Genomic DNA, 24,735 nt, shown 5'->3' with positions numbered 1-24,735 from the left:
TCCTTGACACATTGATAATAGCCAAAAGCCATTTCCAATCAAAGGCCGGTATCCGGCACGGAGAGACGAATGCCCCTCACCGAGCAGCAGCTGCTGCGCATCTACCCCAACGCCGGCCCTCGTGCCGGCGTTTTCGTTTCTGCGCTCAACCGGGCGATGCAGCGCTACCGGATCGACTCGCCTGTGCGGCAGGCGGCGTTCCTGGCGCAGATCGGCCATGAATCGGGCCAACTGCGCTACGTGCGCGAGATCTGGGGCCCGACGGCGGCGCAGCAGCGCTATGAAGGCCGCAAGGACCTGGGCAACACCCAGCCGGGCGACGGGGCTCGATTCAAGGGCCGGGGGCTGATCCAGATCACCGGCCGGGAGAACTACCGGAAAGTCGGTGCCGCTCTGGGTCTGCCGCTGCTCGACCAGCCTGAGCTGCTGGAACAAGCGGAGTGGGCGGCCACGTCCGCAGCCTGGTGGTGGTCGAGCCACGGCCTGAACGAGCTCGCCGATGCCGGGCGCTTCGAGGACATCACCCGACGCATCAACGGCGGCCTGAACGGTCAGGCGGATCGGCTGGCGCTGTGGGAGAAGGCCAAGGCGGTGCTGGCATGACCTGGCTCAGCTACTGGAAGCCACTGGCCTTGGCGCTGGCCGCGCTGCTGCAGGTTGGTGCCGGCGCTGGCCTGGGTGTGTGGTTGGCCGTCGGGCACTACCGGCCGCAGCTCGGCCAGGCCGCCCAGGACCTGGCTGCCTGTCGAGCTGTCCGGGGCAACCTCGAGGCACTGGTGGGCCAGCAGAACGCGGCCATCGCCGGCCTGACTGATCAGGCCGAGCAGCGCCAGGCTAAGGCCGTCCAGGCGGTGGCCGATGCCCAGCAGCAGGCCGGCCAGCACTTCACCTCCGCGCAGCGCCTGCAGCAGGAGCATGCCGAGGGCGATCAGTGCGCAGCGGCAGAGGTGGTCATCGACAAGGAGTTGGGGCTATGAAATGGCTGGTGATGGGGGTGTTGGTCGCGCTGGCGGGATGCGCCGGCCAGGTTGAGCCTGAGCTGCGCACGGTGCGCGTAGAGGTGCCGGTGGCGGTGCCCTGCCGGGCGCCGGCGGTACAGGAGCCGACCTGGGCCACGGCGAGCCTGCAGAAGGGGGACAGCCTGCAGACCAAGGTCCGGGCGTTGCTGGCTGAGCGGCAGCAGCACCTCGGCTACGAGGCGCAACTGCGCGCGGCGGTGCAGGCCTGCCAGTGATGAGGGGCGGTCAGCGGCGCACGGGCAGGATTCGGTATCTATCTGGAAGGGCTCCCGCCGGTGGTGCTTGGTAGACCGGGACGCCGGCCTTTCTCGCGGCGGCTAGCACGGCCGCAGTCCTTGTCTTCCCCGGCCACGCTACGACGCCATCAGGCTGCAGCTCGAACATCTCAAGCACGTTCTGACACGTGATCACCTCGCAGCGGCTGGACTTGGCCCAATATCGCGCCCAGCGTTCAACGCCCCAGCTGTTGGTCTGGATGATGGTGGCTACGCCCCGGCGATCATGCAGGTGGTCCAGCACGATCCGAACGTGGTTGTGGTCGGCATAGTCTCTGGCGCCGCAGACGATGACTCGGACGGGCACGGCCGGTCCCTCGGTTGCTGCAGGGGAGGGTAATATTACTGTGTTTATATACAGTTATTCGGATGATGGACGAGCGGTAGGGCGCCGCGCCGGCCGCGGGGTAGAATGCGCGCCTTCGAGTTTCAGGAGCCCCCCCCCCCCGATGAGCTGGAATCTGGCGAACCGACCGGCCGATGAGCGCCAGGCGCAGGAAGACGAGAAGTCCAGGCTGTTCGAGTTCTGGCAGCAGAACCTCGAGCGAGCGAAGATCGAGGCGGGAAAACTGTTCGGTGAGCGATCCAAGCGGAAGGGGCGATGGGACGACTGGGTGAGGGGTGAGATCGACGCGCTGAGCCCGCCGGAGTACCAGGCTATGGTCCGGCGCGAAGTGGGCCGCCTGGTCGCAGCCGACAAGTAGAGCATGTGGTGGTGAAAACGGCCTGGCGGCTGCGCAAAACCACCGCTGGAACCCGCGTAGCTACGTTTGCGAAACGCTGAAAAGTGGTGTGTTTTGCCTGGTCAAAATGGTACGATTTCTTAGCCAAATCAAAGGCTTGGATTGGATATGTTCGCTGTATGGGGTGCAAGGGGTCGAGTGTTCGAATCACTCCGTCCCGACCAAAAATCCCTAGAAAATCCAGTCACTTAGCGGTGACTGGATTTTTTTATGCCTGATGCTTTTGTGGCGTTCCTGAATTTTGCCCCACTTTTTGCCCCACCCGAGATTTTGGAGTGCTATCTGCCTTCTTTTGATGGTGAGTTGGCACGCTCAAGCATTGGATGGGAGCGATGCATTTGCTGACTGGCTCAGGTGGCGAGGTTATAGATGTAATCGGATTGCTGCGCAGACAGGCAGCAGCAATCACTCTTTGGCGGAGCGGGCGTATCTTCCCATTCTCTGCTCTTCGCGACAGGCAGACATCGGCCAATAGCTGCCTCTCACAAGAGACAGCTCCCGCCCCATATCCGTGTTGCAATCTATAGAGAACAACGATCATCTGGGGCCTGTCCTAGCGATCGCGCATACGCCTCAAAGCGGGCTTTTTTTTTTGCCGGGCGGAAGGTGGTCAAGACGGGAAGGGAACCGTAGATAGCGCAAGGCTAGCCGAACTAGTTCACAGGCCCCCCTCGTACCATTTACTGTGCAGCCTCTGGTTCCGCGGAATTTGAGCTCGGTGGAGGGCTGCATGGAAGTACGTTACTGGGAGGGGGGGCTTCACTCGTTTGAGGTTGAGGCGATCGAAAGGATGGCGAAGGCCTTCGCACCTAACGAGGAGGTGGCGCAGTCAGGTACCCCCACCGCTAGAGGGAATTCGTTCGCGGTGCTCAAGCAGCTGAAAAAGCCCGACGGAATGTGGCCTTGGAAGGGGTATGCGGGCTTTCGCTTTGCCAATTCTCGTGGCTCTGATGGGGAGTTCGATCTCGTCATCATCACTCACAGCATGGTGCTGGTGGTCGAGCTAAAGCACTGGAATGGCAAGATCACTTCGAACGGCAACAAGTGGTATCAGGACGGTAAAGAGCGGGATGCCTCTCCGGTCGAAAGAACTCGGAGGAAGATGTACGAGCTCAAGAAGAGAATGCAAAGCATCAAGGCCAGCTTGCCAAAAGGAAGAGAACCGTGGTTCGAGTTCTGTGTTGTTCTCAGTGGCAAGTGCACCCTGGATCTACCAGACGCAGAAATGCCGTACGTCATGCAACTCGAAGAGTTCCTCGGTCTCGCCGACGAGAAGCAGTTCAGACAACGGTATCCCAAAGCCTTCAATGTCCACTTGAACGACCACTTTGGCGACTTCGACAAGCTGCTAAATGAGGGTTTCGTCAAGCCGAAGGAACTCGTGGTCGACGACTACCGTGCAATAGCACCGGCGGTATTCATCCACCCGACCAAGGTCTACAGCGAGTTCGACTCCGTGAACATCCATAATAAGGATGACCACGCGATGCTCCGGCTATGGGACTTTTCAAAGCTCGACAGCGCTTCTGCCAGGACCAAGGAGGGAAGGTTCAAGATCCTCTCGCGAGAGCGGGAGATCCTCGTCTACCTTAAGCGCCTCGACCAGGACTTGGTGAATCGCTGCGCCAGATTTAAAGGCAATGTGAGCCCCGACTCCATCACTGAGCAGTATTCCGAATTGTTTGAGATGCCGGATGGGCATTTCCGTCTCAACGAATTCATAAACAGGTTCGTGGTGCGAATGAGCGATGGGGAGCGCCTCCAGCTCCTCAAGATTCTACTGGCCCAATTTGCAAGCCTGCACGGCCATAGCGTCGCGCATAGAGATGTCGGCGATCATAGCGTTTGGTTCTCGCCAGCCTCCGGCATTGCACTTTCCAATTTCATCAGTGCCTACCACCAACCTATTGGTACCGTAGGCGACCTGCGTAGCCTACTGAGCATTGGGGCCATTTCACTGCCCGAGGACCAGGGCAACGCAGATCTGGACACGACACCATTCAAACGCGATGTGTTCGCACTTGGGATACTGTGCTGCCATTTGATCCAAGCCAAGCCCCTTCCACTCAAGCTCGATGAAACCTACATACAAGGCGTACTGCGCGAGACAGAGGGCGCCACGGAGTGGTTCTCGGAGGTGATTCGGAAAGCCATACAGCGTAACCCGGCAGATCGCTTTGAAAACGCAGTCGCATTCCTGCAGGCATTGAGCGAAGCCACTCCAGACAACTCGCCAAGCTTCAAGTTTGATAAGCGACAGCTCGATCGTTTTGCTACGGATGTGCGGTTAGCCTCAGCGTACCGAGAAGACGAAGAGCCCCTGGTGGACTCGGCAGAGAAGCTTCTGTACCGATCGGGTCCATGGATGGTGAAGTCTTGGCCATCGATCAATGCACGTGAACCGCAGGATGGGCAGGGCCCCATGCTGATGTCTTTCTTCGAGACACTTGAGCGCTTGAGGGCCAGTAGCTTTCATTTCCTGCCGAAACTTGAGCACTTCGGATACGATCGCAGCGGCAACCCTTTCTTGGCCCAGGAGCATGTAGAGGGTGTCCACTGGAACGACTTGCAGGATCTCCCCGTCCCCAAAGCCCTAATCGTCTCACGTCGATTAATTGAGGCGGTTGAGGGTCTCCATGAGCAGCAACTCAGTCACGGGGATTTGCACCCCGAAAACATCATGGTCACTTTGGGTAGTGACTACGAGTCAACTCATCTTCACCTGCTGGACTACCCTGATTTCTCGCCGACTGGTGAACGGCCCTATAACAACAGGTACAGCCCTCTAGTTGAAGACAGCACTCCAGCTGAAAAGGACAATTTCGCAGTTATGCGGATGGTCCTCGAGCTGCTTGGGATGGACTGGGACACCTCCCGTGAAGGAGACAACCAAGCCCTCAGGGACGCTATCGACCTAGAGAAGAGGAGCGATTCAGGTTACCTATCCCTCGAACGGTTCAACGATGCTCTGGAAGTTGCTTTCCAGTCCAAGCCAACCATCGAAACGATCGATGTGCCTATCAGGGGCAGTGCCACCTTCGACATCCTTCCAGACAACGGAAAAATTTACGTCGTTGTCCGACCTGACCCGAATACCCCAACCAAAGCGCTCGAAGTCCTTTTCGCCGGAATTGGAGGCCAGTTCTTGGCGTGCTTCGACCCAGAAACAAAGGTATTCACAAGAGCTTTCAGACCGCATCAGGAGCAGAGAGCCAGCTTATTCTTTGTCCGAAATGCCAACCACCATCTGAACGTGCGCCTCACCGTGTCGTCAGGGGGGGCGAGCAATCTGGCGTCCCTAGGAAGCAGCGGCAACCTCGCGTCCCTGTCGAGATACCTCGGACAGGACGAAGGGTTTATAGCGTTAGCTGCAAAAATCCTTGAAGCAGAAGTCCGAAAGCAAGCCGCATTAGCGGAAAGCGATGCTGCGGAGGAATCGATCACCGGCGAAGACGCCGAAAATGGACTAGCTGTCGATGACCCCAAACTTGAAGGCGTTCCCGTCCAAAGCTTCCCGGTAGGACAGATTTGGAAAACCATCACATCAACAGAGCTTGAGGCGCAACCGTCGTTCAGGGTTGCAGCAGAGCCGCGGCTCCATCGAGACAATCTGGGACTTCTGATTCCTTACATGATGGAGTCGAAGGCGCTTGAGGGCTTCGAGGCTGACGACAGCATTCGTCTGATCCTAAGGGATGGAGAGAAGGACATCGATGTTGGCGAAATCGACTTGGCCAAAAGCCTCCGCGATGCGGTCTACATCCCGGCCTCGAGCAAATCACGACGCGTAAAAGCTGACTCGGTGCTGTACCTTCAGAGTCAGCAGAACAAAACGTCTATGGCCCGCCGCAAAAGTGCAATGGATCGGATCATCAACCGGCAATCCGTCCAGCCAGATCTATTGGACTACTTCGACGAAAAGTGCGAGCTAGTCCCCAAACAGTACTCAGATGCCCCAACGGAAGAAGACTTCGCTGTTTATGAGCGGATCAAGTCTGACGGCACTGTCATTGGCTTGAATGGCGCACAAAAGGAAGCCTTCACGAATCTGGTTAGCACTGGACCTGTAGGCTTGCTCCAGGGCCCTCCAGGCACAGGGAAAACTGAGTTCATCGCCGCATTTGCGCACTACCTGATCGACAAGGTCGGAGTGAGAAACATCCTTCTGGTGAGCCAGTCGCATGAGGCAGTAAACACTGCCGCTGAGCGGATCAGAGCACACTGTCGTCGCTTGGGTACTGCTCTCGATGTAGTTCGCTTCAGCAACCGGGGCCAGGTGGTCTCCGAGGAGCTCCTCGATGCCTATTCTCGAAACATCGTTGACCGCCAGAGGAATAGCTTCAGTGCCGAACTCAAGGAAAGGGTAGGTGCCTTGGCGTCGTCACTGGGATTGAGTACGGAGTTTGCCCAGACCATGGTGGACGTCAACCAACGGATCACTCGCCAGACAAAGTCCTTAGAGAGCCTCGAGAAAAACATCATGCGAGCCACGGACGACGAGGATCGGGCCGCCCTGGAAGCTCTCCGAAAAGCTGTGCAGAACGATGTAAGTCTTTCCGCTAAGGCTTACCTTGGCGATTCCGATTTGAGCGAAGTTCCTCCGCAAACGATCCTTGAGCGAGTCTATGCACGCATTCAATCGGACCATGGGGTCCGACCGCCGGAGTTCAAACACTGTCAGGATCTGATCCAACTCTCGCAGGATTTCAGTGAGCGCTTGTCGAGCAATCGCGCTAACTACGACGAGTTTTTAATGAGATCCCGTAGTCTCGTATGTGGAACCTGCGTAGGGATTGGCCTGCAGCACCTGAATCTTGCTGCAACCCACTTCGACTGGGTGATCATCGATGAAGGTGCACGATCCTCGCCCAGCGAGCTAGCAATCGCCATGCAAGTCGGGTCCCGAATCCTCCTGGTCGGTGACCATTCACAGCTGCGGCCGACGTATGAGGATGAGCACAAGAAAGCTATTGCTCAGTCTCTTGGCATACCTGCGAACTCAGCTGAATTCCAGCGAGTTATGCGAAGCGATTTTGAGAGAGTGTTCGACTCTCCTTACGGCCGTGCAGCACGAGCGACCCTCAAAACGCAATACCGCATGCTTCCGCCGATCGGCGACCTTGTCAGCGAAATCTTCTACGAGAACGAACTCAAGAACGGTGAGCGGCCGAGCCCTGAATACTTCGCCAAAAAGACCCCAGGCTGCCTGTCTCACATTGTCACCTGGCTGGACACCGGAACGCTTGGCAATAAGGCTTTTGATAGCGGTGGCCAAAGCATCTCAAACGGCGCTGAGGCTGACGCAATCATCCAGCTTCTGCAGGAAATCGAAGCTGATGAAGACTTCTGCGCGGGAATGGTTAGAGAAATGGCAGAGTCCCAAGAGCCTCCTATTGGCGTCATCTGCATGTACCGTGAGCAACGCAAGCTGATTCGCAAAAGATTCGCAGAGAAATCATGGTCTGAGGACTTCCGCAGACTTGTCAAAATAGAAACAGTGGACAGTTACCAAGGTAAAGAGAACCACATCATTATCGTCTCCTTAACACGAGCCAAGTCTGACCAGCACCCAGGCTTCCTATCAATTCCGAACCGTATCAATGTAGCGATTTCACGCGCTATGGAACGCCTTATTATTGTTGGGAGTATGAAAATGTGGAGCGGCCGGAACGCAAAACTCCCACTCGGCAAGGTGTTAGGTTACATTGGGGCCAGACAGGATGATAGGAACTATAAAATTGTGCCTGCTGCACCCTCGAAGAGGATTGTCTGATGGAAACTAATCCAATTGTTCTCTTTGAGCTCGATGTTGCGGTACCAGCGCAACAGTTTCGCATTGAGTACACTCTTGTCGACAAAGGCGGGCTTCCAGTCGTGCCAGAGTTTCTGCTCAGGCTACTAAAGGTTTCAGCCCTTATGCCTGCCGAGATTGCGAAGTACTTTGGTTTCTCGGCCAAAGAGTTGAGCGTCGCGATGATCCCGTTTATTAAAAACGGTGAAATACGCATCCGCCCTGATGGAAAAGCGGAGCTCACAGAAACAGGTCTTCGACTATTTTCCGAAAGCCACGAAACCCCAATAGTAAAGCGAAAGGAAGAACGCCAGCAAACCTTCACCTTCGATTTACTAGCGTTTAGCTATCTCGGCCGGAGCCTTAAATCATTTGAATCAAAACGCACATTAGAGTTACAGGCCGCTACGGAGACATTAACCGAGTCCTGCAGATTCGCTGTAGAAGCTTTCATGGGTCAGCTATATGACATTCACCGCATGGGACATCTTGGCGGACAGCAGCAAGAACGTCTTCCTCCAGAGCTTTACAAAGTTGCCGACACCCAGAAGGTACGGGAGGGGTGGGAGATTTTGGTTGAGCGAGCGACAATCGACGCGGACGCCCGCCAGGTTCGGTTTATCGCAATAGAAGGGCTGCGGGAGAACGAAGCCTATCTCCGTCAGCGGACAGAACAACTGAGCCGGCAAACTACAACAGAAAATTTCGAGTTGGTGCTCCGCCTAGTTGATATCTTTGGTGATGCGGAAAGTTATGACTTTCTAAGGTCAGGCGGGTTAGATCTACAGGCATTCAACGTAACTGCAGCGTCCGCAATAAATTCTGATACGCGGATTTTCGGATCTCTTCAGTTGCAAGAAAACTGGAATAAAGTGGTTTCATTGCTGGGAAAGCATCGAAAAGAACTCAAGCGGACACACCAGGGAGAGCCTTTAAAGCTAACGTGGCTCGCCCCAGCATCCCATGGGCTCTGGGGGAAGTCAGCACGGCATGGAGAGATCTGCTCCGCCTTCAATGAGTTGTCAGATGCGAAAGCGCAAAGAGGGAAAGGGGACAAGCTATTTGAAGTTAAAGTTCTTATCCCGCTGTCTGGCGATCGTGATATGCAAGGAATTAAGAGAGCCAGGTCGGACTGCTCAGAAGCGAAAAACTTACTATGCGGATTCGTTGAGTCAGAAGTGTTAGCCCCTATTGAAGCCATCATTCTAGAAGGCAGGCTTGCAGTTGTTCTTTACCATTTAGTCATCCCGGAGATGTCCCAGGTGCCAATTCCGTTTGGCTTCGTCACTGAGAACGCGAGCCGAGTTGATATGCTTGGAAAGTTTATAAACTCAACGCTTGAAGAGTATGTTGCGGGTAACACTCCGAGATTTCTTGGGCCAATAGAAAAGTCAAAAGGCAATCAGTAATTCCCCCAAAAGCCCCGAATTCTGGGGCTTTTTCTTAGTAATTGTGCCCGATCACCGTAAGCGTCCGGCCAACACACCTCCCCGGTTCTTCCAGCTAGCGGCATGGTGTCCACCTGTTTTTGGTGGACACCATTTCAAGCCCCTAGTGGAGGATCTCCCGTGCCAGGCCAACGCCGCTCCTATCCAAAATCCTTCAAGGCCCAGGTCGTCGATGAGTGTATCCAGCCCGGCGCCTCGGTTGCCGGTGTGGCCTTGAGTCATGGCCTCAACGCCAATCTCGTGCACAAGTGGATTCGCCGCCAGCAGGCGCAGTTGCCCGCTGCATCTTCAAGTTTTATTCCGATTCCTCTCGTCCCGAGCCTGCCGGCTACTCCGAATGCGGCCGACATGGCCATCCAGATCGCCATCCCCCATCGGGCCGGCAAGCTGTCGGTGCAGTGGCCGGGCAACGACCCTGAAGTCTGCGCCCGCTTGCCTCTGATCAGCTCCGACACGGACATTGAGACACATGGATATTTCCAACACCGTGCCCCGCAGCCCCTTAGGGCCAGTGGAAGTCGGGGCGGAGTGTACTGGCAGCACGGTCCACTGCCCGGACCATCAATCCGATTGGCGGCGAACCTCGATCTCGACGATGTGGCGAGGCGTTCGTCCAAGCCGGGGATCGCCGTTGGCGACGGCGACGACGTCCTCATGTTCGTCACCAGCCCACAGGCCGACTAAGTCGTGCAGGAAGAAATCCGCATAGGAGCAACTAGCGTCCCGCACCTGAATCGCCACGACCGAGGCTTTGCTCGTGTGCAGTTGGGTCAAGTTCCTCACGAGCCGAGCCGGGGCAACCCAGAGCGTCGGGCGCGGTGAGGCCGGCGTCACGACCAGGTAGTAGGCGTGCTCTGACTGCTTGAGCATGTCCTCGCACTGCTGCAGGTCGACGCCTATCGTCGAACTGAAGCCCCTCCCCGACCCAGTGCCGCTGCGCTTTTTCACCTGCACAAGGGTGGCCCGCTGGATCACCGTTTTGCTCTTGTCCACAATACGGGTCAGGAACAGCACGTCCGCCCCCAGCGGAGCCCCAGCAGGCGTGCTGGCCCCTTCCTCCCACTTGCTGGGCTGGCGCACCTTCACCGACAGGCTCGGATACGTCGCCCTCGTCGTGGCCGAGAGCTGGTGCAACTGGCGGCTCGTATGGCCAACTGCCTCCTGCGTCAGGGCCAGGAGGCGTGCCGTATGAGCCTCCTCGTCCTCCCCCCAAGTCGCCGAATACTCGCGGCAAAACTCTTCCTCAATCTGGCTGAGCGCCCTATGGATGACGCGCTCCACAGACGGGTCGCCCAGCCAGGTTTGGGCGCCGACGCTGGGCAGCGCAGTGGCATCCTCTCCCTGGCCTACCGGCCCCTCCAGATCCAGTGCACCATGCCCAGTCCACACTAGCCCCTTGGCCCTCAGTTGCACCTGCCTTGGACCAGCGCTGGCGAGCCGGTTCGCAAAAGCCAGGTGATCCTCGTCATCTATCAATCGCAGAAGCACCGGCTCAACTTCGGCGAACGCCGTCTGCTCAAGCCAAAGGCAGGCGAAATCGAGCAGACCCTGGGCCAGCTCTGGCTCCCCCCTCACCTGGTCGAAAAGATCCTGCCGCCAGGCCTCGCGGGCGGCAGGGCCTAGCTGGGTCCACAGCGCCTCTTGGTCCCACGCCCCGGATGGCAATTCTCTAAGGTTTGCAGCAACGCTTTGCTGGTCGGACCGCGCTGGGTCCCCGAACTCGTGCCAGGCCGCGGCCAGCGCGAGATCCGAGGGCATGGCGTGCGTCAACAGCACAGCAAGCGTCGAATAGGCTTTGGCAACGCATTCCTTGAAATCGTCTTTCTTCTTTGTCTTCGGATGGTTGTGCCAGCGTAGAAACAGGCTGCGCACATCGTCCGCCACGATCGCGTGGCAATGTTGGATCAGCTGAGGAAAGACCGTCGGATCGGCTCGATCAAGAACCTGCTCGCAGGCCCAGCGGGACGCCTGCACCGTTGGAGAGTTCGCAAAAAGCGAGAAGACAATATTAGGCACTTTGTAGCTTGAAGAGCCTGGGGACCCGCTGACATGGGTCTCCAAGTAGTTGCTTACAAACTGCCAATGCTGCACGACCAGCTGCTCGAAGGCCCAATTACTCTGGCTGTGATGTGGTTCCACTAGTTGAAGGCAATGGATGCAATCGTCCTCCGGCGTACTGGCCACCAGCGCCGCCATGATCTCCCGATCGTTCAAAAAGCGATATCGGTCATATGAACGGGCATCGAGCAGCCAACTCACCCATATCGCACGGGGCGCGATCTCTGCCACGATGGTTTCGCGCAAGGCCGGGGAGCCGCCTTGAAGCACGTCCTCCCTGAAGGCCTCCTTGGCAGACTGGTAGGCATTCTGGTCTAGGATGGACGATGAACCCTTGATCCTGGTGGATCCGTAACCGAGGATTGCGAGGGTCAGTGCTATCGGCCCGTTCCGTGCGGCTTCCTCGAATTCGAACACAAAGCGCTGACGATCGGTGTGCGAATTCCATAGCCAATGGGAATCATCGCGGATGTTCTCGGTAGACAGGTGGGCATAGTCCAGCCGAAGCATGCCCTCGCAGACGTCAAAGTAGCGTCCCAGGTGTTCGACCAGAGGCGGAGTCCAATCGGCCAGCAGGATGCTGGCAACTGCCAGTTCATTGTCGAAGCTAATCTTCACGCTCAAGGCGTTCTCCCTTTCCCGGCGACTGGCTCCGCCTGTCTGATGCCGTTATCCGGGGGCCGGCGAACTGCGGCGCGCTGGCCTGATGAATCTCGACAAATCCACCGTGGCAGCGGCAGCGCTGATGCCAATGGGCCGGGTGCTTTTGCATACGGCCAGTCGTTTCTCACTCGAGTAACTCCCACTCGATTGTCAACTTGCGAGTGCGCCCAGAGCAGCATTAGGTACTCGGCATCTTCTTTATATCCCTGTCCTTCGCGACCGGCGGCTTTGGGTCGGATTGCGACGGTCATCCCTCGACCGCCGCAGTTGGTCGTCAGACCTCAGTCTGCTCCGCCATCTCCAATTCGTCATCGACCTCAATCCCTAGGTATCGCACCGTGCTCTCAAGCTTCGTATGGCCGAGCAGGAGTTGCACTGCTCTTAAGTTCTTTGTTCTTCGATAGATCAGTGATGCCTTCGTACGTCTCATCGTGTGGGTGCCATACATGGCTGGATCAAGGCCAATCGCTTTTACCCAAGCTTTGACGATTCGGGCGTATTGCCGGGTGGAGAGATGTTCTGAATCATGTAGCCGGCTTGGAAAAAGGCAATCCTCGCTCTGGAGATGGGCTTGATGTATCCAGGCTTCCAGAGCCACCCGCGTTTGCTCTGTAATCTCGAACTGCACTGGACGCTGGGTTTTCTGCTGCATCACGATCGCTCGCGAAGATGCGTGTTCCCCATGGGCAACATCCGCGGCCGCGCGGTCGGTGCCTACCAGACAGCCAACAGCTTCATCGACTACTACCAGCAGGACAAGCAGGTCTATTACGGTGTTCTCGAAGCCGACCTCACCGACAGCACCCTGTTCACCCTGGGTGTCGACTACCAGAAGTATTCGCCCCAGGGCGTTTCTTATGGCAGCTTCCCAATGTTCTACAGCGACGGCAGCCAGACCGACTTCTTCCGCTCGTTCAACCCTGGAGCTACCGCGACCAGGACACGCTGAACACCTTCTATACACTGGAGCAGAAGCTGGCCAACGACTGGTCGCTGAAGCTGGCGGTAAACCAGCTCTACAGCACCCGTGATTTTTCCCTGGCCTCCGCCAGCTGGGGCTTCCCGGACAAGCAGAGCGGCGATGGCCTGATGCTCTATGGCGGCGACGGCAAGGGTTGGCAGAAGCAGACCGGCATCGACCTGGTGGCGCGCGGGCCGTTCCAGCTGCTGGGCCGCGAGCATGAGCTGGTGCTGGGCTACAACTGGTCGAAGTTCGAGGATCACAACGACCCGGCCTACGACGATCTCGAAGGCCGCGAGGTGAACATCTACACCTGGAACAACCAGACGCCGCGCCCAGTCTCCGACGGCAAGCTGATGGACAATGACTCTCTGATCCGCCAGAGCGGCGTGTACCTGGCCACGCGCCTGAAACCGACCGACGACCTGGCAGTGATCCTCGGCGCGCGGGCGAGCAACTACAAATATAGCTACTCGCTGGACTACCTGGTGCCGGATTTCGCCGCCTGCAGCAGTACCGAGCGCATGAAGGAGACCGGCCAGGTCACGCCCTATGCCGGCGTGGTCTATGACCTCACCGACGAACACTCGGTGTACGCCAGCTACACCAGCATCTTCCAGCCGCAGAGCTATCGCGACCGCAACGGTTCGCCACTCGATCCGCGCGAAGGTGACAACTATGAGATCGGCCTGAAGAGCGAACTCTTCGATGGCCGCCTGAACACCGCTATCGCCCTGTACATGATCAAGCGGGACAACCTGGCCGAATCCGATCCGGGGCAGATCGTCCCCGGCACCGACGGCGAGACGGCCTATCGCGCCGTCTCCGGCGCCAAGACCAAGGGCTTCGACCTGGAAGCCAGCGGTGAGCTGCTGCCGGGCTGGAACCTGACCGCCAGCTATAGCCACAGCGTCACCAAGGACTCCGATGGCGAGCGTCTGAATACCGTGGCGCCGGCTGAGATGTTCAAGCTGTGGACCACCTATCGTCTGCCCGGCGAGTGGGAAAAGCTCACCGTGGGCGGCGGCGCCAATTGGCAGAGCGGCATTCACTTCACCGCCACACCCTGGCAGCTGGGGCAGACGGTGAAGGCCAAGCAGGAGCAGTACACCGTGGTCGATCTGATGGCACGCTACCGCTTCACCGAGCAGGTTTCAGCGACGCTCAACGTCAACAACCTGTTCGACAAGAAGTACCTCAGCGCGCTGGATACCACCTTCTACGGTGGCTACTACGGCGACCCGCGCAACGTGATGCTGACCACCCAGTATCGCTTCTGAGGCAGTGCCGCTCCCCGCAGACGGGCGCTTGCCAGATCTGCGGGGAACAGGCTGAGCCGGGCTGGCAGGTCTCCCCGGCATCGATGGTGCGCGCAAGGCCCGCCAGCGTGGCCAGGTCTTCCAGCGGCAACTGCTTAGAAGTGGTAGTTCAGCGTCGTCATGAGGTTGCGCGGCGCGCCATAGACACTCCAGCTATCGGCGTAGCTGTAGTAGGTGCGGTCGAACAGGTTGTTGACGTTGACTGCGACGTCCAACTGGTTGGTGACCGCGAAGCGAGCCATCACATTGACCAGGGCATAGCTACCTTGCTCGAAGGTATGCAGGTCCTGGCCAATCTTGCTCTGCCAATTCACCCCGCCACCGAGGGTCAGGCGATTCCAGGCGCCAGGCAGGCGGTAGCTGGTGAAGGTCTTCAGGCTGTGCCGTGGGATGTTGGTGACGATGCGCTCATCATCCTGATCACGGCTGACGCTGTAGGCATACCCTGCGGAGGCGTTCCAGCCATCGGCCAGCTCACCGTTCATTTCCAGTTCCAGGCCTTCGGTGGTGGTGCCCTTTTCCGGGTAATAGGTATCGAACTGACCTGCGTATACCGCGAGGTTGTCCTGCTCGATGCGGAACAGCGCGAGGCTGGCGTTCAGGCGTCCATCCAGTGGCGCAGCCTTGATGCCCACTTCGTAGCCTGTACCTTCCTGCGGGTCCAGCGGTTTGCCGTCCAGCCCCTTGATGCCATAGGCCTGCGGGTTAAAGATTTTCGTGTAGCTGGCGTACGCCGACCAGGTGTCGTTCAGGTCATACACCAGCCCGGCATAGGGCAGGAATACGCCATGGCGATTCTCTTCGTTACTGGTGGGCGTGCCCTCGTAAGGAGTGTTGTCGCTGCTGCGTTTCCAGTCGGTGACGCGGCCGCCCAGCAGCAACTTGAGGTCATCGCGCAGGTTCCAGCGGCTGGTGGCGTAGGCGGCGTATTGGTTTTCCTCGATCAGGTTCTTGCCGATCGGGCTGGTGTCCGGTCGCGGTGCCGCGCCGGACCACTGGTGGATGTTGCCGATGCTGCCGTCGTAGCCGGTCCATGGGCCATACCAGCCGCCACGGTCCGGTGTGCTTTCGCGGTAACGCGACAGGGTGATGCCGGCGATCAGCTCGTGCTCGCGGCCGAGCAGGCTGAAGGGGCCGGTGAGGTAGGCGTCCAGGTTGTTTTCCCGCGGTGTTCCGGACCAGCGGTTGGGGTACAGGTAGGCGCCGGCGCCGGTCGCTTGATCGATTTCCCCATTCATGTAGTTGATCAGTTCGTCGAACTCGTACTCGGTGTGGCCAAGTTCCGCCTTGGCGCTCCAGCCATTGTCGAACTGGTGTTCGAGCGAGACGAAGACATTGCTCTTGTTCACGTCGAAGTACGACCAGTCTGGCGAGCTGCTGGCAGAGCGGGAGAAGTCGGTCTTCTGGCCATTGGAGTAGAACGTCTGCAGACCGGTACGCAGAGGCGAGTCGGCCTGGTTCTTCTGCACGCTGAAGCCCGCCGTGAGCAGCGTGGCATCGTCCAGGTCGAACTCGGTGATGGCATAGACGAGCTGGTTGTCCTGCTTGTAGCGATCGACCCAGGAGTTCTGCGTCTTGTAGTCCAGGACCAGGCGCCCGCGCACGTTGCCGGTTTCGGTAAGCAGCCCGGAAACATCCATGCCCAGCCCGTAGCGGTCCCAGCTTCCGGCTTCGGCACTCAGGTTGGTCTGAGCTTCGGCCGTCGGACGCTTGCGAATCATGTTGATAGTGGCCGATGGCGTGCCCAGGCCACTGATCAGGCCGGTGGCGCCGCGCACAATCTCGATGCGGTCATACATCGCCGTGCTTTGCGAAAAATTGCCCAGCCGTGAGGAGCTGGGGACGCCGTCGACTTCGAAGTTGTTGATCTGGAAACCGCGCGACCAGTAAGTGTCGTTCTCGGCGCCGACGCCAACGCGGGATACGGAGATACCCGTAGTCGCCTCCATGACTTCGGTGAGGTCATTCAGGTTCTGATCCTTGATGCGCTGGTCGGTCATCACCGTGATCGACTGCGGCGTATCGCGCAGCGCCAGGTTGAGGCGTGTGGAGCTGCTCGACGAGGCGGTCGTGTATTCGCCGCTGCCTTCGGTGACGGAGCCCGGTGCCTTGCCGGAGATGGTGACCGAGCCCATTTCCAGCGCACCTTCGGCAGCGGGGGCGGAGAAGATGACCCAATGGCCACTGGCGTTTCTTTCGGCGGCCAGACCGCTGCCGCCCAGCAGGTAGTCCAGGCCGTCCTGAATGCCGAATTCGCCTTGCAGGGCAGGTGCTTGCTTGCCCTGCGTCAGGGCGGGGTCGAAGGGCAGGGTGATGCCGGCGACCTGTGCGAAGCCGTTGAGGGAATCTTCCAGCGAGCCGGCGGGCAGGTCGTAGCGGCGCAGATCGGCTTGCTCGGCTTGCACGCCGAAGCTGGGCAACGACGTGGCGGCGGCGCTACCCAGCAGGATGGCGCGCAGGGTGAGTGCGAAGGTGGTGCGACGCGGCACTCGTGGCGGCGAGAAACGAGAGGGCATGGATAACGAGCTCCTTGGCAATGGCAGTATGTTTTCCTGTTTGCCGAAGGGCTCGGATAAAGCCGTAATCAGTATTGAGAATTTTTTGCATCTCTCTCAGCGAGCGGTCACTCGTGTCCACAGCGGGGTAAAGCGCTGAATGCGCAAAGGCATTGAATCGCCGAGAGCATCCAGGGCTTGGTCGATGTGGTCGAGCTGAAACACGCCAGAGACTTCCAGCCCGGCAATCGCTGGATCGCAGCTGAGCCAGCCGTGCCGGTAGCGCGCCAGTTCTGCGAGCAGCTCGGCCAGACGCATGCGTTTGGCGACGAGCAGGCCTTGAATCCAAGCGCTGCTGTTCATGGCAGGGCTCCCGACGTTGTGGCTGCCATCGGCGCTGATCAGGTATTCCTCACCCGCCAGCACCCGGATGGGTTGCGATCCGGCGCGATGGATGGCGACGATGCCTCCCTCGACCCGCAGGCGTGTCCCCCGGGCCTCCTCGCGTACTCCGAAGGCAGTGCCGATGGCCTGTAGCCGTGCGTGCCTGCTGTCGACCCAGAGGCTGCGATATCCCTCCGGCGCAGCGATATCCTTGCCGGTGTCGATGAAAATCTCGCCGCGCAGCAACTGGACCGTTCGGCGCTGCTTGGAGAAACGCACATCCACCGCGCTGGAGGTATTGAGCTGCAGGCGAGTGCCATCGCTCAGCAGGAACTGCCGGCGTTCGCCTACGCCGGTGCTGTAATCCGAGGCCCAGTCTGCCGGCGAGTGCTCGCGCAGCCCCCAACCGCCCAGGCCGGTGATCGCCACGCCAAAGCCGAGCATCTTGAGAGCCTGGCGGCGGCCATGGCGTTTGCCCTGCAGGCGCTGCAGGGCGTCTTGCGCGACGCTGCCGGGAGCCTCGGCCAGTCGCCGGAACGCGGATTCGCTGGTCTGTAGCGCCTGCCAGGCGGTTTCATGCAGCGGATGGGCGTGTCGCCACTGTAGGCATGCCGCTTGCGTGTATTCATCGGCGTAGCCCGACTGCAGACGAACCAGCCAGCCAATAGCTTGGTCGAGTACCGCATCGGGCAGATCGTCGGGGGAATTGGCGTTCATCGTTGGGCGAGGAAACAGTGGCGGATGGCGGTCGCCATGTACTTCTCGACTGAGCTGAGGCTGACGCCCAGGCGGATAGCGATCTCTTTGTAACCGAGGCCTTCCAGGCGAGACAGCAGGAAGGCCGTGCGCACCTTGGGCGCCAACCCATCGAGCAGGGCGTCAATATGCGTCAGGGTTTCCAGGAGGATCAGTTGATGCTCCGGGGAGGGCACTTGCGCTTCGGGCAAGTGAGCGATGGCCTCCAGGTACGCCTGCTCGACCCGTTGCCGGCGCAACCGGTCGATCAGCAGGCCCCGGGCGACGACACTCAGCCAGGCGCGGGGCTGTCGGATGTCCTGCAAGGGTGCCGGCTTGCCGAGGATGTGGAGGAAGGTGTCCTGCGCCAGGTCCGCCGCGCCCTCGCTGTGGCGCAGCCGCTTGCGCAGCCAACCCAGCAGCCAGGCATAGTGATCGAGATACAGGGCTTGGATATCGACGTGGCGGGTGGCGGAGGCGGGCGGAAATGGCAACGCGAATCCTTGCGTGATAACGACTTGCAGGTGAGAAGTTATCTCATCTTAAAAGAGTTGGTCGGACTACCGCAAGAAAAGTGGCGTTTCGCCAGAATGCTCAGGCGCACCGAGCCGCTTGCCCCTTCAAGCGAAGTCTTCTGGCCAACTGTTGTCGACGGCTTGCACCAAGAGCGGGTGCCAGCGAGGGGCTGGTGTATCAGTCGACAACGCGCCCATTGCGCAGCTGGACTAGCTGGTCGGCGTGGTGGAAGAACCGATCATCATGGGACACCACGATAAGAGTCTTTCCCTGGCGCTTCAGGTCCGGCAGTAGTTCCTCGTAGAACACCCGGCGGAAGGTCGGATCCTGGTCCGCCGCCCATTCGTTGAAGAGCATCAGCGGCCGCTGTTCGAGGAAGGCATGTACCAGCGCCAGCCGTTTGCGCTGGCCCACCTCCAGGTGCAAGTCCAGCGGGCCGAGGTGGAAGGTCGTCTGGCCAGCGGAGTCGAGGTGCGTATAGCTGACATCGCGCAGTTCGAGCGCTTGCAAAGCGGGGAAGACACCGGTCGGCCGCTCGCTCAGCAGGTCGGGTTCGTACTGGGTGAAGTCGGCGAGCACGGCAGCGATTCGGCGGAAGGCAACCTGGGCCTGGACCGCGGCGGGCAGGCCGCTGGCCACCTGTTCGATGGGGCCGCGGACGAACAGCATGACCAGCACGAAGGCGATCAGCACGCCTTGCTCCAGCTCCAGCCGCGTTCCCAGCACCAGCAGCGCACCGATGCAGAGGAAGAACAGCGTCGAGCTGCCGACGTTGCCTAGCCAGTACAGACGCATGGCGGCAATTTTCAGGCGCGCTATGTCGTCGGCTGCGCCGCTGAGCTGCTGCTGGTACACACGGCGCCGGCGCGGGCGGCTCAGCTTGAGTTCCTTGCCGCCCTGGGTGATGGCCCGGTACTGCTTCTGCAATTGCTCCTGGGCGCTGCCGACGCCCGCGTAATAACGCTGCCAGCCGTGCTGGGCGTGGCGGCCGATGAGCATGCCGCCGGCTATGGCCAGTGCCGCCAGGACGAACAGCAGCGGCGACAGGCTCAGCAGATAGATCATGCAACCGACGCTGATGGCGAGGGCGCTGGCATAGCCGGAGACGTTGAAGGTGAAGACACTGACGGTATCCACGTCCTGATTCAGCGTCGGCAAAGGCCGGGCAGGCGGCGGAGGTGGCTCAGCCGTGCCGCGTCCGGCTCGCTTGCACCACCCGGTGTGCCGGCACGCGCAGTTGTGTCAGCAGGTATTCGGCGAACTCCGGCGAGAAGGGCTGCAGGGCAATTGCGCGCTCCATGCAGCCCAGCCAGGCGGCGCTGCGGGCTTCGTCGATCGGCCATTGGGCGTGGAAGGACGGGATGGAGATGGAGCCGTATTTTTCACTGAACAGCCTTGGGCCGCCCAGCCAGCCGCTGAGGAAACAGGTCAGTTTGTCGCGAGACTGTTCCAGGTTTTCCGGGTGCATGCGGCGCAGGTCGGCCGCGTCCGGCAGTTCGTCCATCAATCGGTAGAAGTCGTCGACCAGGCGGCGCAGGCCGTCGATGCCGCCAGCGGCTTGGTAGGAGGCATCGCCTGTGCCGAAGGGGAGGGTGCTGCTCACGGACGGGGGCTCGCTTGAAGTTCGGGAACCGCATCTTACTCGGCGCGCCAGCGGATGATCAGTTGGTATTTCGTCGCGCTCCGTGAGGAACATAGTGAACGCCGCACCGTTGGCGTTCACCTGAAAGATGCGCGCCGGGCGCCCTCGTCGCGAAAGTCACCTGCTCAGAGCCTGCGGAGATCCGCAGGCGTTCGCCCCTTGGACAGCGAGTCCGCACATGGTTCAAGCCGGCGTGGCGGCGGGTTGAGTCAGGCGTCAGGGGATGTACGTGGCACCAGGATTTCCTGGATGGCAGGCCCGAGGATCGACACCAGTTCCTCGGTCTGCGCCGCAACCAGCAGCGGCACGCCGATGATTCTGCGGCTGACGATAAGCCCCACCAGCAACGACGAAGCCAGGCCCGCTCGCAGCGTCGCGTCAGGCCCAAGGAGCTTGCCGGCACCGGCCAGCAGCCTGAACTGAATGAAGTCACGCAGTTGTTCGCGGGCCTGTTCGTTCACCATCGCCCCACGCAGCGTGGCCATCAGGGGTTCCGCCTGTTCACCGTTGCCCTCCCAGGCGTTGAGATACGCGCGCACCACACGCTCGCCCAGGTGCTCATCACGCCCTTCGAAAACCGTATTGAATTGATCGAGGGCAGCTACCGGTATGGCCATCGACGCCGCAAACAACTCGTCCTTCGAGCGGAAGAACTGCATCACTTGCGCCACGTCGACTTTTGCATCAGCGGCCACGGCACGAATCGTGGTGGCTGCGAACCCGTCGCTGGCAAAGCGCGCCCGCGCCGCATCGAGTACGGTCTGGCGCGTGCTGTTCGGGCCGGGGCGCCTGCCACGGCGTCGTGGAGGTGTCGTTGGTTCGTTCATGCGTAGTCCTTTTGCGTTGGCTGCACTTATATCAACGGGCATTGAGTTTATCGGCGGGACACTTTAGGCTCAAACCACCCTTTCGTGCGCCATTACAATAACAAGGTCACAGGACATGAAGCGTTGGTCAGTACTGCTTGGTTGTTTTCTGGGGATGAGCATCGCGCCGCCGGCTATCTTACTGATCCCGCTTGGGCTGTTCATGAAGTCCGTCGCAGGTGAGTTCGGTTGGTCGCGCACCGAATTTTCCATCATCCTTTCTGCCGCTGCCGTGTGTAATGCGCTGGTGATGCCGCTGGCAGGCTATCTGGTCGACCGCTTTGGCGCCTCTCGGGTGGCACTGGTGGGCACGGTGCTGGGGTGTGGCAGCTATATGGGCTTGTCCCTCGTTCACTCCTTCAGCGCCTTCGTTGCCATCACGGCGATGACGGTGGCATTGGGCAACCTGGCCAGCTACCCGGCCTTCCTGTTCCTGACCCAGCGCTGGTTCGACAAACACCTCGGGCTGGCGTTTGCCATTACCTCCTCGGGCCTTGCGGTCGGCACCGCTGGCTTTTCCTACCTGATTTCACAACACATCGAACTGCACGGCTGGCGCGAGGCGTTCCTGGTGGCCGGCGGTGTTGCGCTGGTCATTGGCCTGATCAATCTCGCCGTGTTTGTCCGTGACAACAAAGGCCCGATTCCAGAGGCTGAACGTCGTGGCGGAAAAGAACAACCGGGCCAGGACGGCTTTAGCCTGCGCGGCGCCATGGCCACCGGCGATTTCTGGTTGTACTCGGCGGCTTTCGTCCTGGTGCTGTTCGGCGCCGTAGGTTGCAGCTTCCACCTGCCGGCGATGCTGTCGGATTGGGGCGTGACCAATACCCAGATCGCCAGCATTGTCGCCGCAGGCTCTGCCGGTTCGTTGTTTGGGCGTCTGTCTGGCGGGGCGTTGCTTGACCACCTGCACGCGCGCACCGTCGCCGGGCTTTTCCTCGCCTGCCAGTTGGTTGGTTTCCTGCTGTTATCGGACGGACCGAAATGGGCGCTGCCCGCCAGCTTTCTGATGGGGGCAATGCAGGGCGCGGAGATCGATATCCTGGGTTACCTGATCGCTCGTCGATTCGGCCGCCTGGCCTATGCGCGGATTTTCGGCAGCGCCTTTGCCGTCACGCTGCTTGGCGCCATCGTCGGCCCCATCGCGCTGGGGATGGTTTTCGATAGAAGCGGCTCCTACCACATCGGTTTGCTGTTGTTCCCGATGCTCCCGGTTCTTGCGTTCGGCTTGCTGTGCATGGCAGCCAGGGGACCGCGACAACCCAGGCTTTCCGACGCGACCGCCGCCTAGCGCGGTCCACTCATTCCATCTGCTGGACAAGCAACTCCGTGAAAGCAGTACGGCCATGGCGTGCGCCCGCGTTTGGCCGTTTCCACCGATAACGACAGCGAAGGAAATACCATGCAGCCCACCTCGATCGGGTCGAGCCGAATCCGCACGCGTGCGCCTGGATTCGTACGCGTGACGCTCGCGACAGCCCTGGCCATATGGGCGACCCATTCCCTGAATGCGCGCGCCGAAACCTCGCTGGCCCAGCAGCGTTCGGTAGCGCAGGTCGCCCCGGAGCTCAAACAGCCACTTCCATCGATTGCGCCGGCGACTGCCAGCCAGGCACTGCCCGACAGCCAATTGCTCGGCCATATTCTCGAGCGCAAAAAGCAGTTCGCAAAAATCGATGCCTTGGCCGAGCACGGCCAGCTCACAGAATTGCCACCGCCGTCGGAGAGCATCATCGGTGATGCGGGAGGCCTGCGCTCGGACCTCGCCGAACACGGGATCGGTTTCAACATCCTGAGCATGAGCACGTTCACCAATAACTATAAGCACCACGGCAGGCATCGGCCGCAGGCCTATATCGGCGAGCGCCCCACGTATTCGTCCAACCTGGTGGCGGGCTTTACCTACGACCTGGGACGGCTCGGCCTCGATAACGGCCAGTTCATCTTCGGCGTGGGCAGTTACTACTCCAGCTGGGACGAGGTGAACCCGTCGTCGCCCTTCAACTTCACCCGTATCGCCTACTACCAGAGCCTCTGGGACAAGACGGTGGAGATCAAGATCGGGGTGCTGCCCAACGACCTGGAATACATCGGCCCGTTCACCGGCGGCACGCTGGTCGGTGGCACCCAAGGCCTGCAAGCCGTCATCCCGTATCAGGTCGGCCTGAGCCACGCGCCGGTCTCCAGCCCTGCTGCCAACCTCACGCTGAACCTGGGCAACTTCTACAACAAGTTCGGGGTGCAGCGCAGTATCAGTCCCGATGGCATGGGGGCGGAAATCGATCGGCACCTGGGCGAGCTGGATCTGCACGCCGACCATGCCGGCGCGCTGTACATCGACGAGCTCGGCTACAAGCGCGCCGCCACGCCGGGCACCCCTTACGCCTGGCTGCGCGCGGGCTACATCTACAACACGTCCGACTACACGCGGTTCCTGAGCAACGAGCGCAGCGACGACAACCATGCCGGCTACCTGCTGGGCGACTACCAGTTCCATCAGTTCGACAGCGCCATCGCTTCGCGCGGCCTGTATGCCGGTTTTACCTGGATGTCGGCGCCGCAGGATCGCAACCTGTTCGACCTGTATTACGGGCTGCGCCTGTTCGCCAAGGGGCCGCTGGATTCGCGTCCGTTCGACATGTTGACGCTGGAGTACGGCTACACCAGCTACAGCGACGACGCCAATACCAAGCTCGACCGCCTCCACGTCTCCAACGCCGACGATTCGAGGTCGACCACGCTCGCCTACAACATGCGCCTGGCTGCAGGTACCTACTTCCGCACTGGCCTGAGCTACGTGGAAAAGCCGGCCTTCAGTCCCGACGTGAAAGATGCGCTGAACCTGCAGGCCAGCCTCACGCTGTTCTTCTGATCGAGGTGACCCATGACCGACGCCCCATCGCCCATTCTCGTGACCTCAGCCAATGGCAACCAGGGGAAGCGTCTCGTGCCCCGCCTGCTCGCCGCCGGCCATCGTGTGCGGGCGTGTGTGCACAGCAGCGCTTCCGCCGACACCCTGCGCAGGTTGGGTGTACAGGAGGTGCTGGTGGGCGATCTCGCCAATCCGGCTTTCATCCGTGAGGCAGTGCGTGGTGTTTCGAGCCTCTACCATATCGGCCCGACCCTGCATCCGGCCGAGAGGGCGATGGGCTTCAACATCATCGATGCGGCGCGCAAGGAAGGGGTGGGGCACTTTGTGTTCAGCTCGGTGCTGCATGCCATCACGACCGAGCTGGTCCAGCATGAGATCAAGCGCGATATCGAAGAGCACCTGCTCTCCTCGGGCCTTGAGTTCACCATTCTGCAGCCCGCCAACTACATGCTGCCATCGCGTTTGAAGCCGGTCTTCGAAGAGGGCGTGTTCCGCTTGTCCTGGGCGTTGGAGCGCTATCAATCGATGGTCGACCTGGACGATGTCGCCGAGGTGGCGGCCAGGGTGCTCACGCAACCCGAGCGCCATCTTGCGGCCACCTATGAGCTGGTGGGGCCCGGCCGTTTCACGGCATACGACATCGGCCGGGTGCTGTCAGGCGTGCTCGGTACCGAGATTCGGGTTGAGCGCATCGACATGGCCGCCTTTGTCCGGGCGCGGTTCGGTGACGGCGATCCCGCTGCATTCGCCCATCGGGCACGGGTGAGCCAGTCCATCGAAACGCGCTACAGCCAGCATGATTTTCTCGGCAACCCGAACGTCCTCGGCTGGTTGCTGGGCCGCGAGGCGACCCGCTTCGAAGACTTCGTGAGCAGGGAGTATGCGGCGTATCAAGCGCAGAAGTAGGTAAGCCGCAAGGCCCCCAATGCTGTGTGTCCGGCACGACGC

The 24,735-nt window shown here is 60.0% G+C and carries 18 protein-coding genes and 2 pseudogenes; 11 read left to right on the top strand and 9 right to left on the bottom strand.

Going from position 1 to position 24,735, the window contains the following annotated elements:
- The first annotated feature begins 69 nt into the window (after positions 1-69).
- The 3 genes from FG99_RS14210 to FG99_RS14200 are packed head-to-tail and all read left to right on the top strand — an operon-like array spanning position 70 to position 1,234.
- A complete protein-coding gene (locus tag FG99_RS14210; protein ID WP_043270535.1) occupies positions 70-603 on the top strand; it encodes a glycoside hydrolase family 19 protein in 534 nt (177 codons plus the stop codon).
- Entirely contained in the window at positions 600-977 is a 378-nt protein-coding gene (locus FG99_RS14205; RefSeq protein ID WP_043270533.1) for a hypothetical protein, read from the top strand. Before FG99_RS14210 ends, FG99_RS14205 begins: the two co-directional genes overlap by 4 nt.
- Complete coding sequence (locus tag FG99_RS14200) at positions 974-1,234, top strand: hypothetical protein (protein WP_043270531.1); 261 nt, start codon at positions 974-976, stop codon at positions 1,232-1,234. Before FG99_RS14205 ends, FG99_RS14200 begins: the two co-directional genes overlap by 4 nt.
- Before the next feature lie 10 nt (positions 1,235-1,244).
- Here the strand turns inward: FG99_RS14200 and FG99_RS33260 are convergent, their stop codons facing one another.
- Positions 1,245-1,601, bottom strand: coding sequence for an SLOG family protein (locus tag FG99_RS33260; protein ID WP_043270529.1), 357 nt, complete (start codon positions 1,599-1,601; stop codon positions 1,245-1,247).
- A gap of 142 nt (positions 1,602-1,743) precedes the next feature.
- Between FG99_RS33260 and FG99_RS14190 the strand changes: the two genes are divergently transcribed.
- The 4 genes and pseudogenes from FG99_RS14190 to FG99_RS32840 all read left to right on the top strand — a co-directional run.
- Positions 1,744-1,998, top strand: coding sequence for a hypothetical protein (locus FG99_RS14190; RefSeq protein WP_043270526.1), 255 nt, complete (start codon positions 1,744-1,746; stop codon positions 1,996-1,998).
- Between the two features lie 769 nt (positions 1,999-2,767).
- Positions 2,768-7,810 (top strand): AAA domain-containing protein, encoded by a 5,043-nt coding sequence (locus FG99_RS14185; protein WP_043270524.1) that lies wholly within the window; start codon positions 2,768-2,770, stop codon positions 7,808-7,810.
- A complete protein-coding gene (locus FG99_RS31365; protein WP_081884627.1) occupies positions 7,810-9,237 on the top strand; it encodes a hypothetical protein in 1,428 nt (475 codons plus the stop codon). Before FG99_RS14185 ends, FG99_RS31365 begins: the two co-directional genes overlap by 1 nt.
- Positions 9,238-9,339: 102 nt before the next feature.
- Positions 9,340-9,492, top strand: a pseudogene (locus FG99_RS32840) (transposase); the annotation flags it as partial.
- Between the two features lie 345 nt (positions 9,493-9,837).
- On the opposite strand, the gene FG99_RS32835 reads toward FG99_RS32840, so the two are convergent.
- Together FG99_RS32835 and FG99_RS31355 are read right to left on the bottom strand one after the other, a co-directional pair.
- On the bottom strand, positions 9,838-11,958 hold the full coding sequence (locus FG99_RS32835; RefSeq protein ID WP_051878870.1) for a hypothetical protein: 2,121 nt from the start codon (positions 11,956-11,958) through the stop codon (positions 9,838-9,840).
- A gap of 313 nt (positions 11,959-12,271) precedes the next feature.
- Positions 12,272-12,694, bottom strand: a pseudogene (locus tag FG99_RS31355) (tyrosine-type recombinase/integrase); the annotation flags it as partial.
- Here FG99_RS31355 and FG99_RS14170 point away from each other — a divergent pair.
- Entirely contained in the window at positions 12,667-14,238 is a 1,572-nt protein-coding gene (locus tag FG99_RS14170; RefSeq protein WP_081884626.1) for a TonB-dependent siderophore receptor, read from the top strand. The pseudogene FG99_RS31355 and the gene FG99_RS14170 overlap by 28 nt on opposite strands.
- Positions 14,239-14,372: 134 nt before the next feature.
- Here the strand turns inward: FG99_RS14170 and FG99_RS14165 are convergent, their stop codons facing one another.
- The 6 genes from FG99_RS14165 to FG99_RS14140 all read right to left on the bottom strand — a co-directional run bounded on the left by FG99_RS14165 (position 14,373) and on the right by FG99_RS14140 (position 20,876).
- Positions 14,373-16,793 carry a TonB-dependent siderophore receptor gene (locus FG99_RS14165; protein WP_081884625.1) on the bottom strand — a complete coding sequence of 807 codons (2,421 nt, stop codon included), beginning with the start codon at positions 16,791-16,793 and terminating at the stop codon, positions 14,373-14,375.
- A 96-nt stretch (positions 16,794-16,889) separates the two neighbouring features.
- Positions 16,890-17,873: a FecR domain-containing protein gene (locus tag FG99_RS14160; RefSeq protein ID WP_043270522.1), complete on the bottom strand. Its 984-nt coding sequence runs from the start codon at positions 17,871-17,873 to the stop codon at positions 16,890-16,892.
- Positions 17,870-18,385 carry a sigma-70 family RNA polymerase sigma factor gene (locus FG99_RS14155; RefSeq protein WP_051878863.1) on the bottom strand — a complete coding sequence of 172 codons (516 nt, stop codon included), beginning with the start codon at positions 18,383-18,385 and terminating at the stop codon, positions 17,870-17,872. Before FG99_RS14155 ends, FG99_RS14160 begins: the two co-directional genes overlap by 4 nt.
- A gap of 199 nt (positions 18,386-18,584) precedes the next feature.
- Positions 18,585-19,544 carry a hypothetical protein gene (locus tag FG99_RS14150; protein ID WP_051878860.1) on the bottom strand — a complete coding sequence of 320 codons (960 nt, stop codon included), beginning with the start codon at positions 19,542-19,544 and terminating at the stop codon, positions 18,585-18,587.
- A gap of 46 nt (positions 19,545-19,590) precedes the next feature.
- A complete protein-coding gene (locus FG99_RS14145) occupies positions 19,591-20,010 on the bottom strand; it encodes a group II truncated hemoglobin (protein WP_043270520.1) in 420 nt (139 codons plus the stop codon).
- Positions 20,011-20,258: 248 nt separating this feature from the next.
- On the bottom strand, positions 20,259-20,876 hold the full coding sequence (locus FG99_RS14140; protein ID WP_043270518.1) for a TetR/AcrR family transcriptional regulator: 618 nt from the start codon (positions 20,874-20,876) through the stop codon (positions 20,259-20,261).
- A gap of 115 nt (positions 20,877-20,991) precedes the next feature.
- Here FG99_RS14140 and FG99_RS14135 point away from each other — a divergent pair, with 115 nt between their 5' ends.
- The 3 genes from FG99_RS14135 to FG99_RS14125 all read left to right on the top strand — a co-directional run bounded on the left by FG99_RS14135 (position 20,992) and on the right by FG99_RS14125 (position 24,693).
- On the top strand, positions 20,992-22,206 hold the full coding sequence (locus FG99_RS14135) for an MFS transporter (RefSeq protein WP_043270516.1): 1,215 nt from the start codon (positions 20,992-20,994) through the stop codon (positions 22,204-22,206).
- A 111-nt stretch (positions 22,207-22,317) separates the two neighbouring features.
- Positions 22,318-23,787, top strand: a complete 1,470-nt coding sequence (locus FG99_RS14130; protein WP_043270514.1) for a carbohydrate porin — start codon at positions 22,318-22,320, stop codon at positions 23,785-23,787.
- Positions 23,788-23,799: 12 nt separating this feature from the next.
- Positions 23,800-24,693 (top strand): SDR family oxidoreductase, encoded by an 894-nt coding sequence (locus tag FG99_RS14125; RefSeq protein ID WP_043270509.1) that lies wholly within the window; start codon positions 23,800-23,802, stop codon positions 24,691-24,693.
- The last annotated feature ends 42 nt before the right edge of the window (positions 24,694-24,735 follow it).

It is taken from the genome of Pseudomonas sp. AAC (assembly GCF_000725445.1).
Taxonomy (GTDB): Bacteria; Pseudomonadota; Gammaproteobacteria; order Pseudomonadales; family Pseudomonadaceae; genus Pseudomonas; species Pseudomonas citronellolis.
Note: the sequence above shows the minus strand (reverse complement) of the source record. Positions and strands in the feature narration are given on the sequence as shown.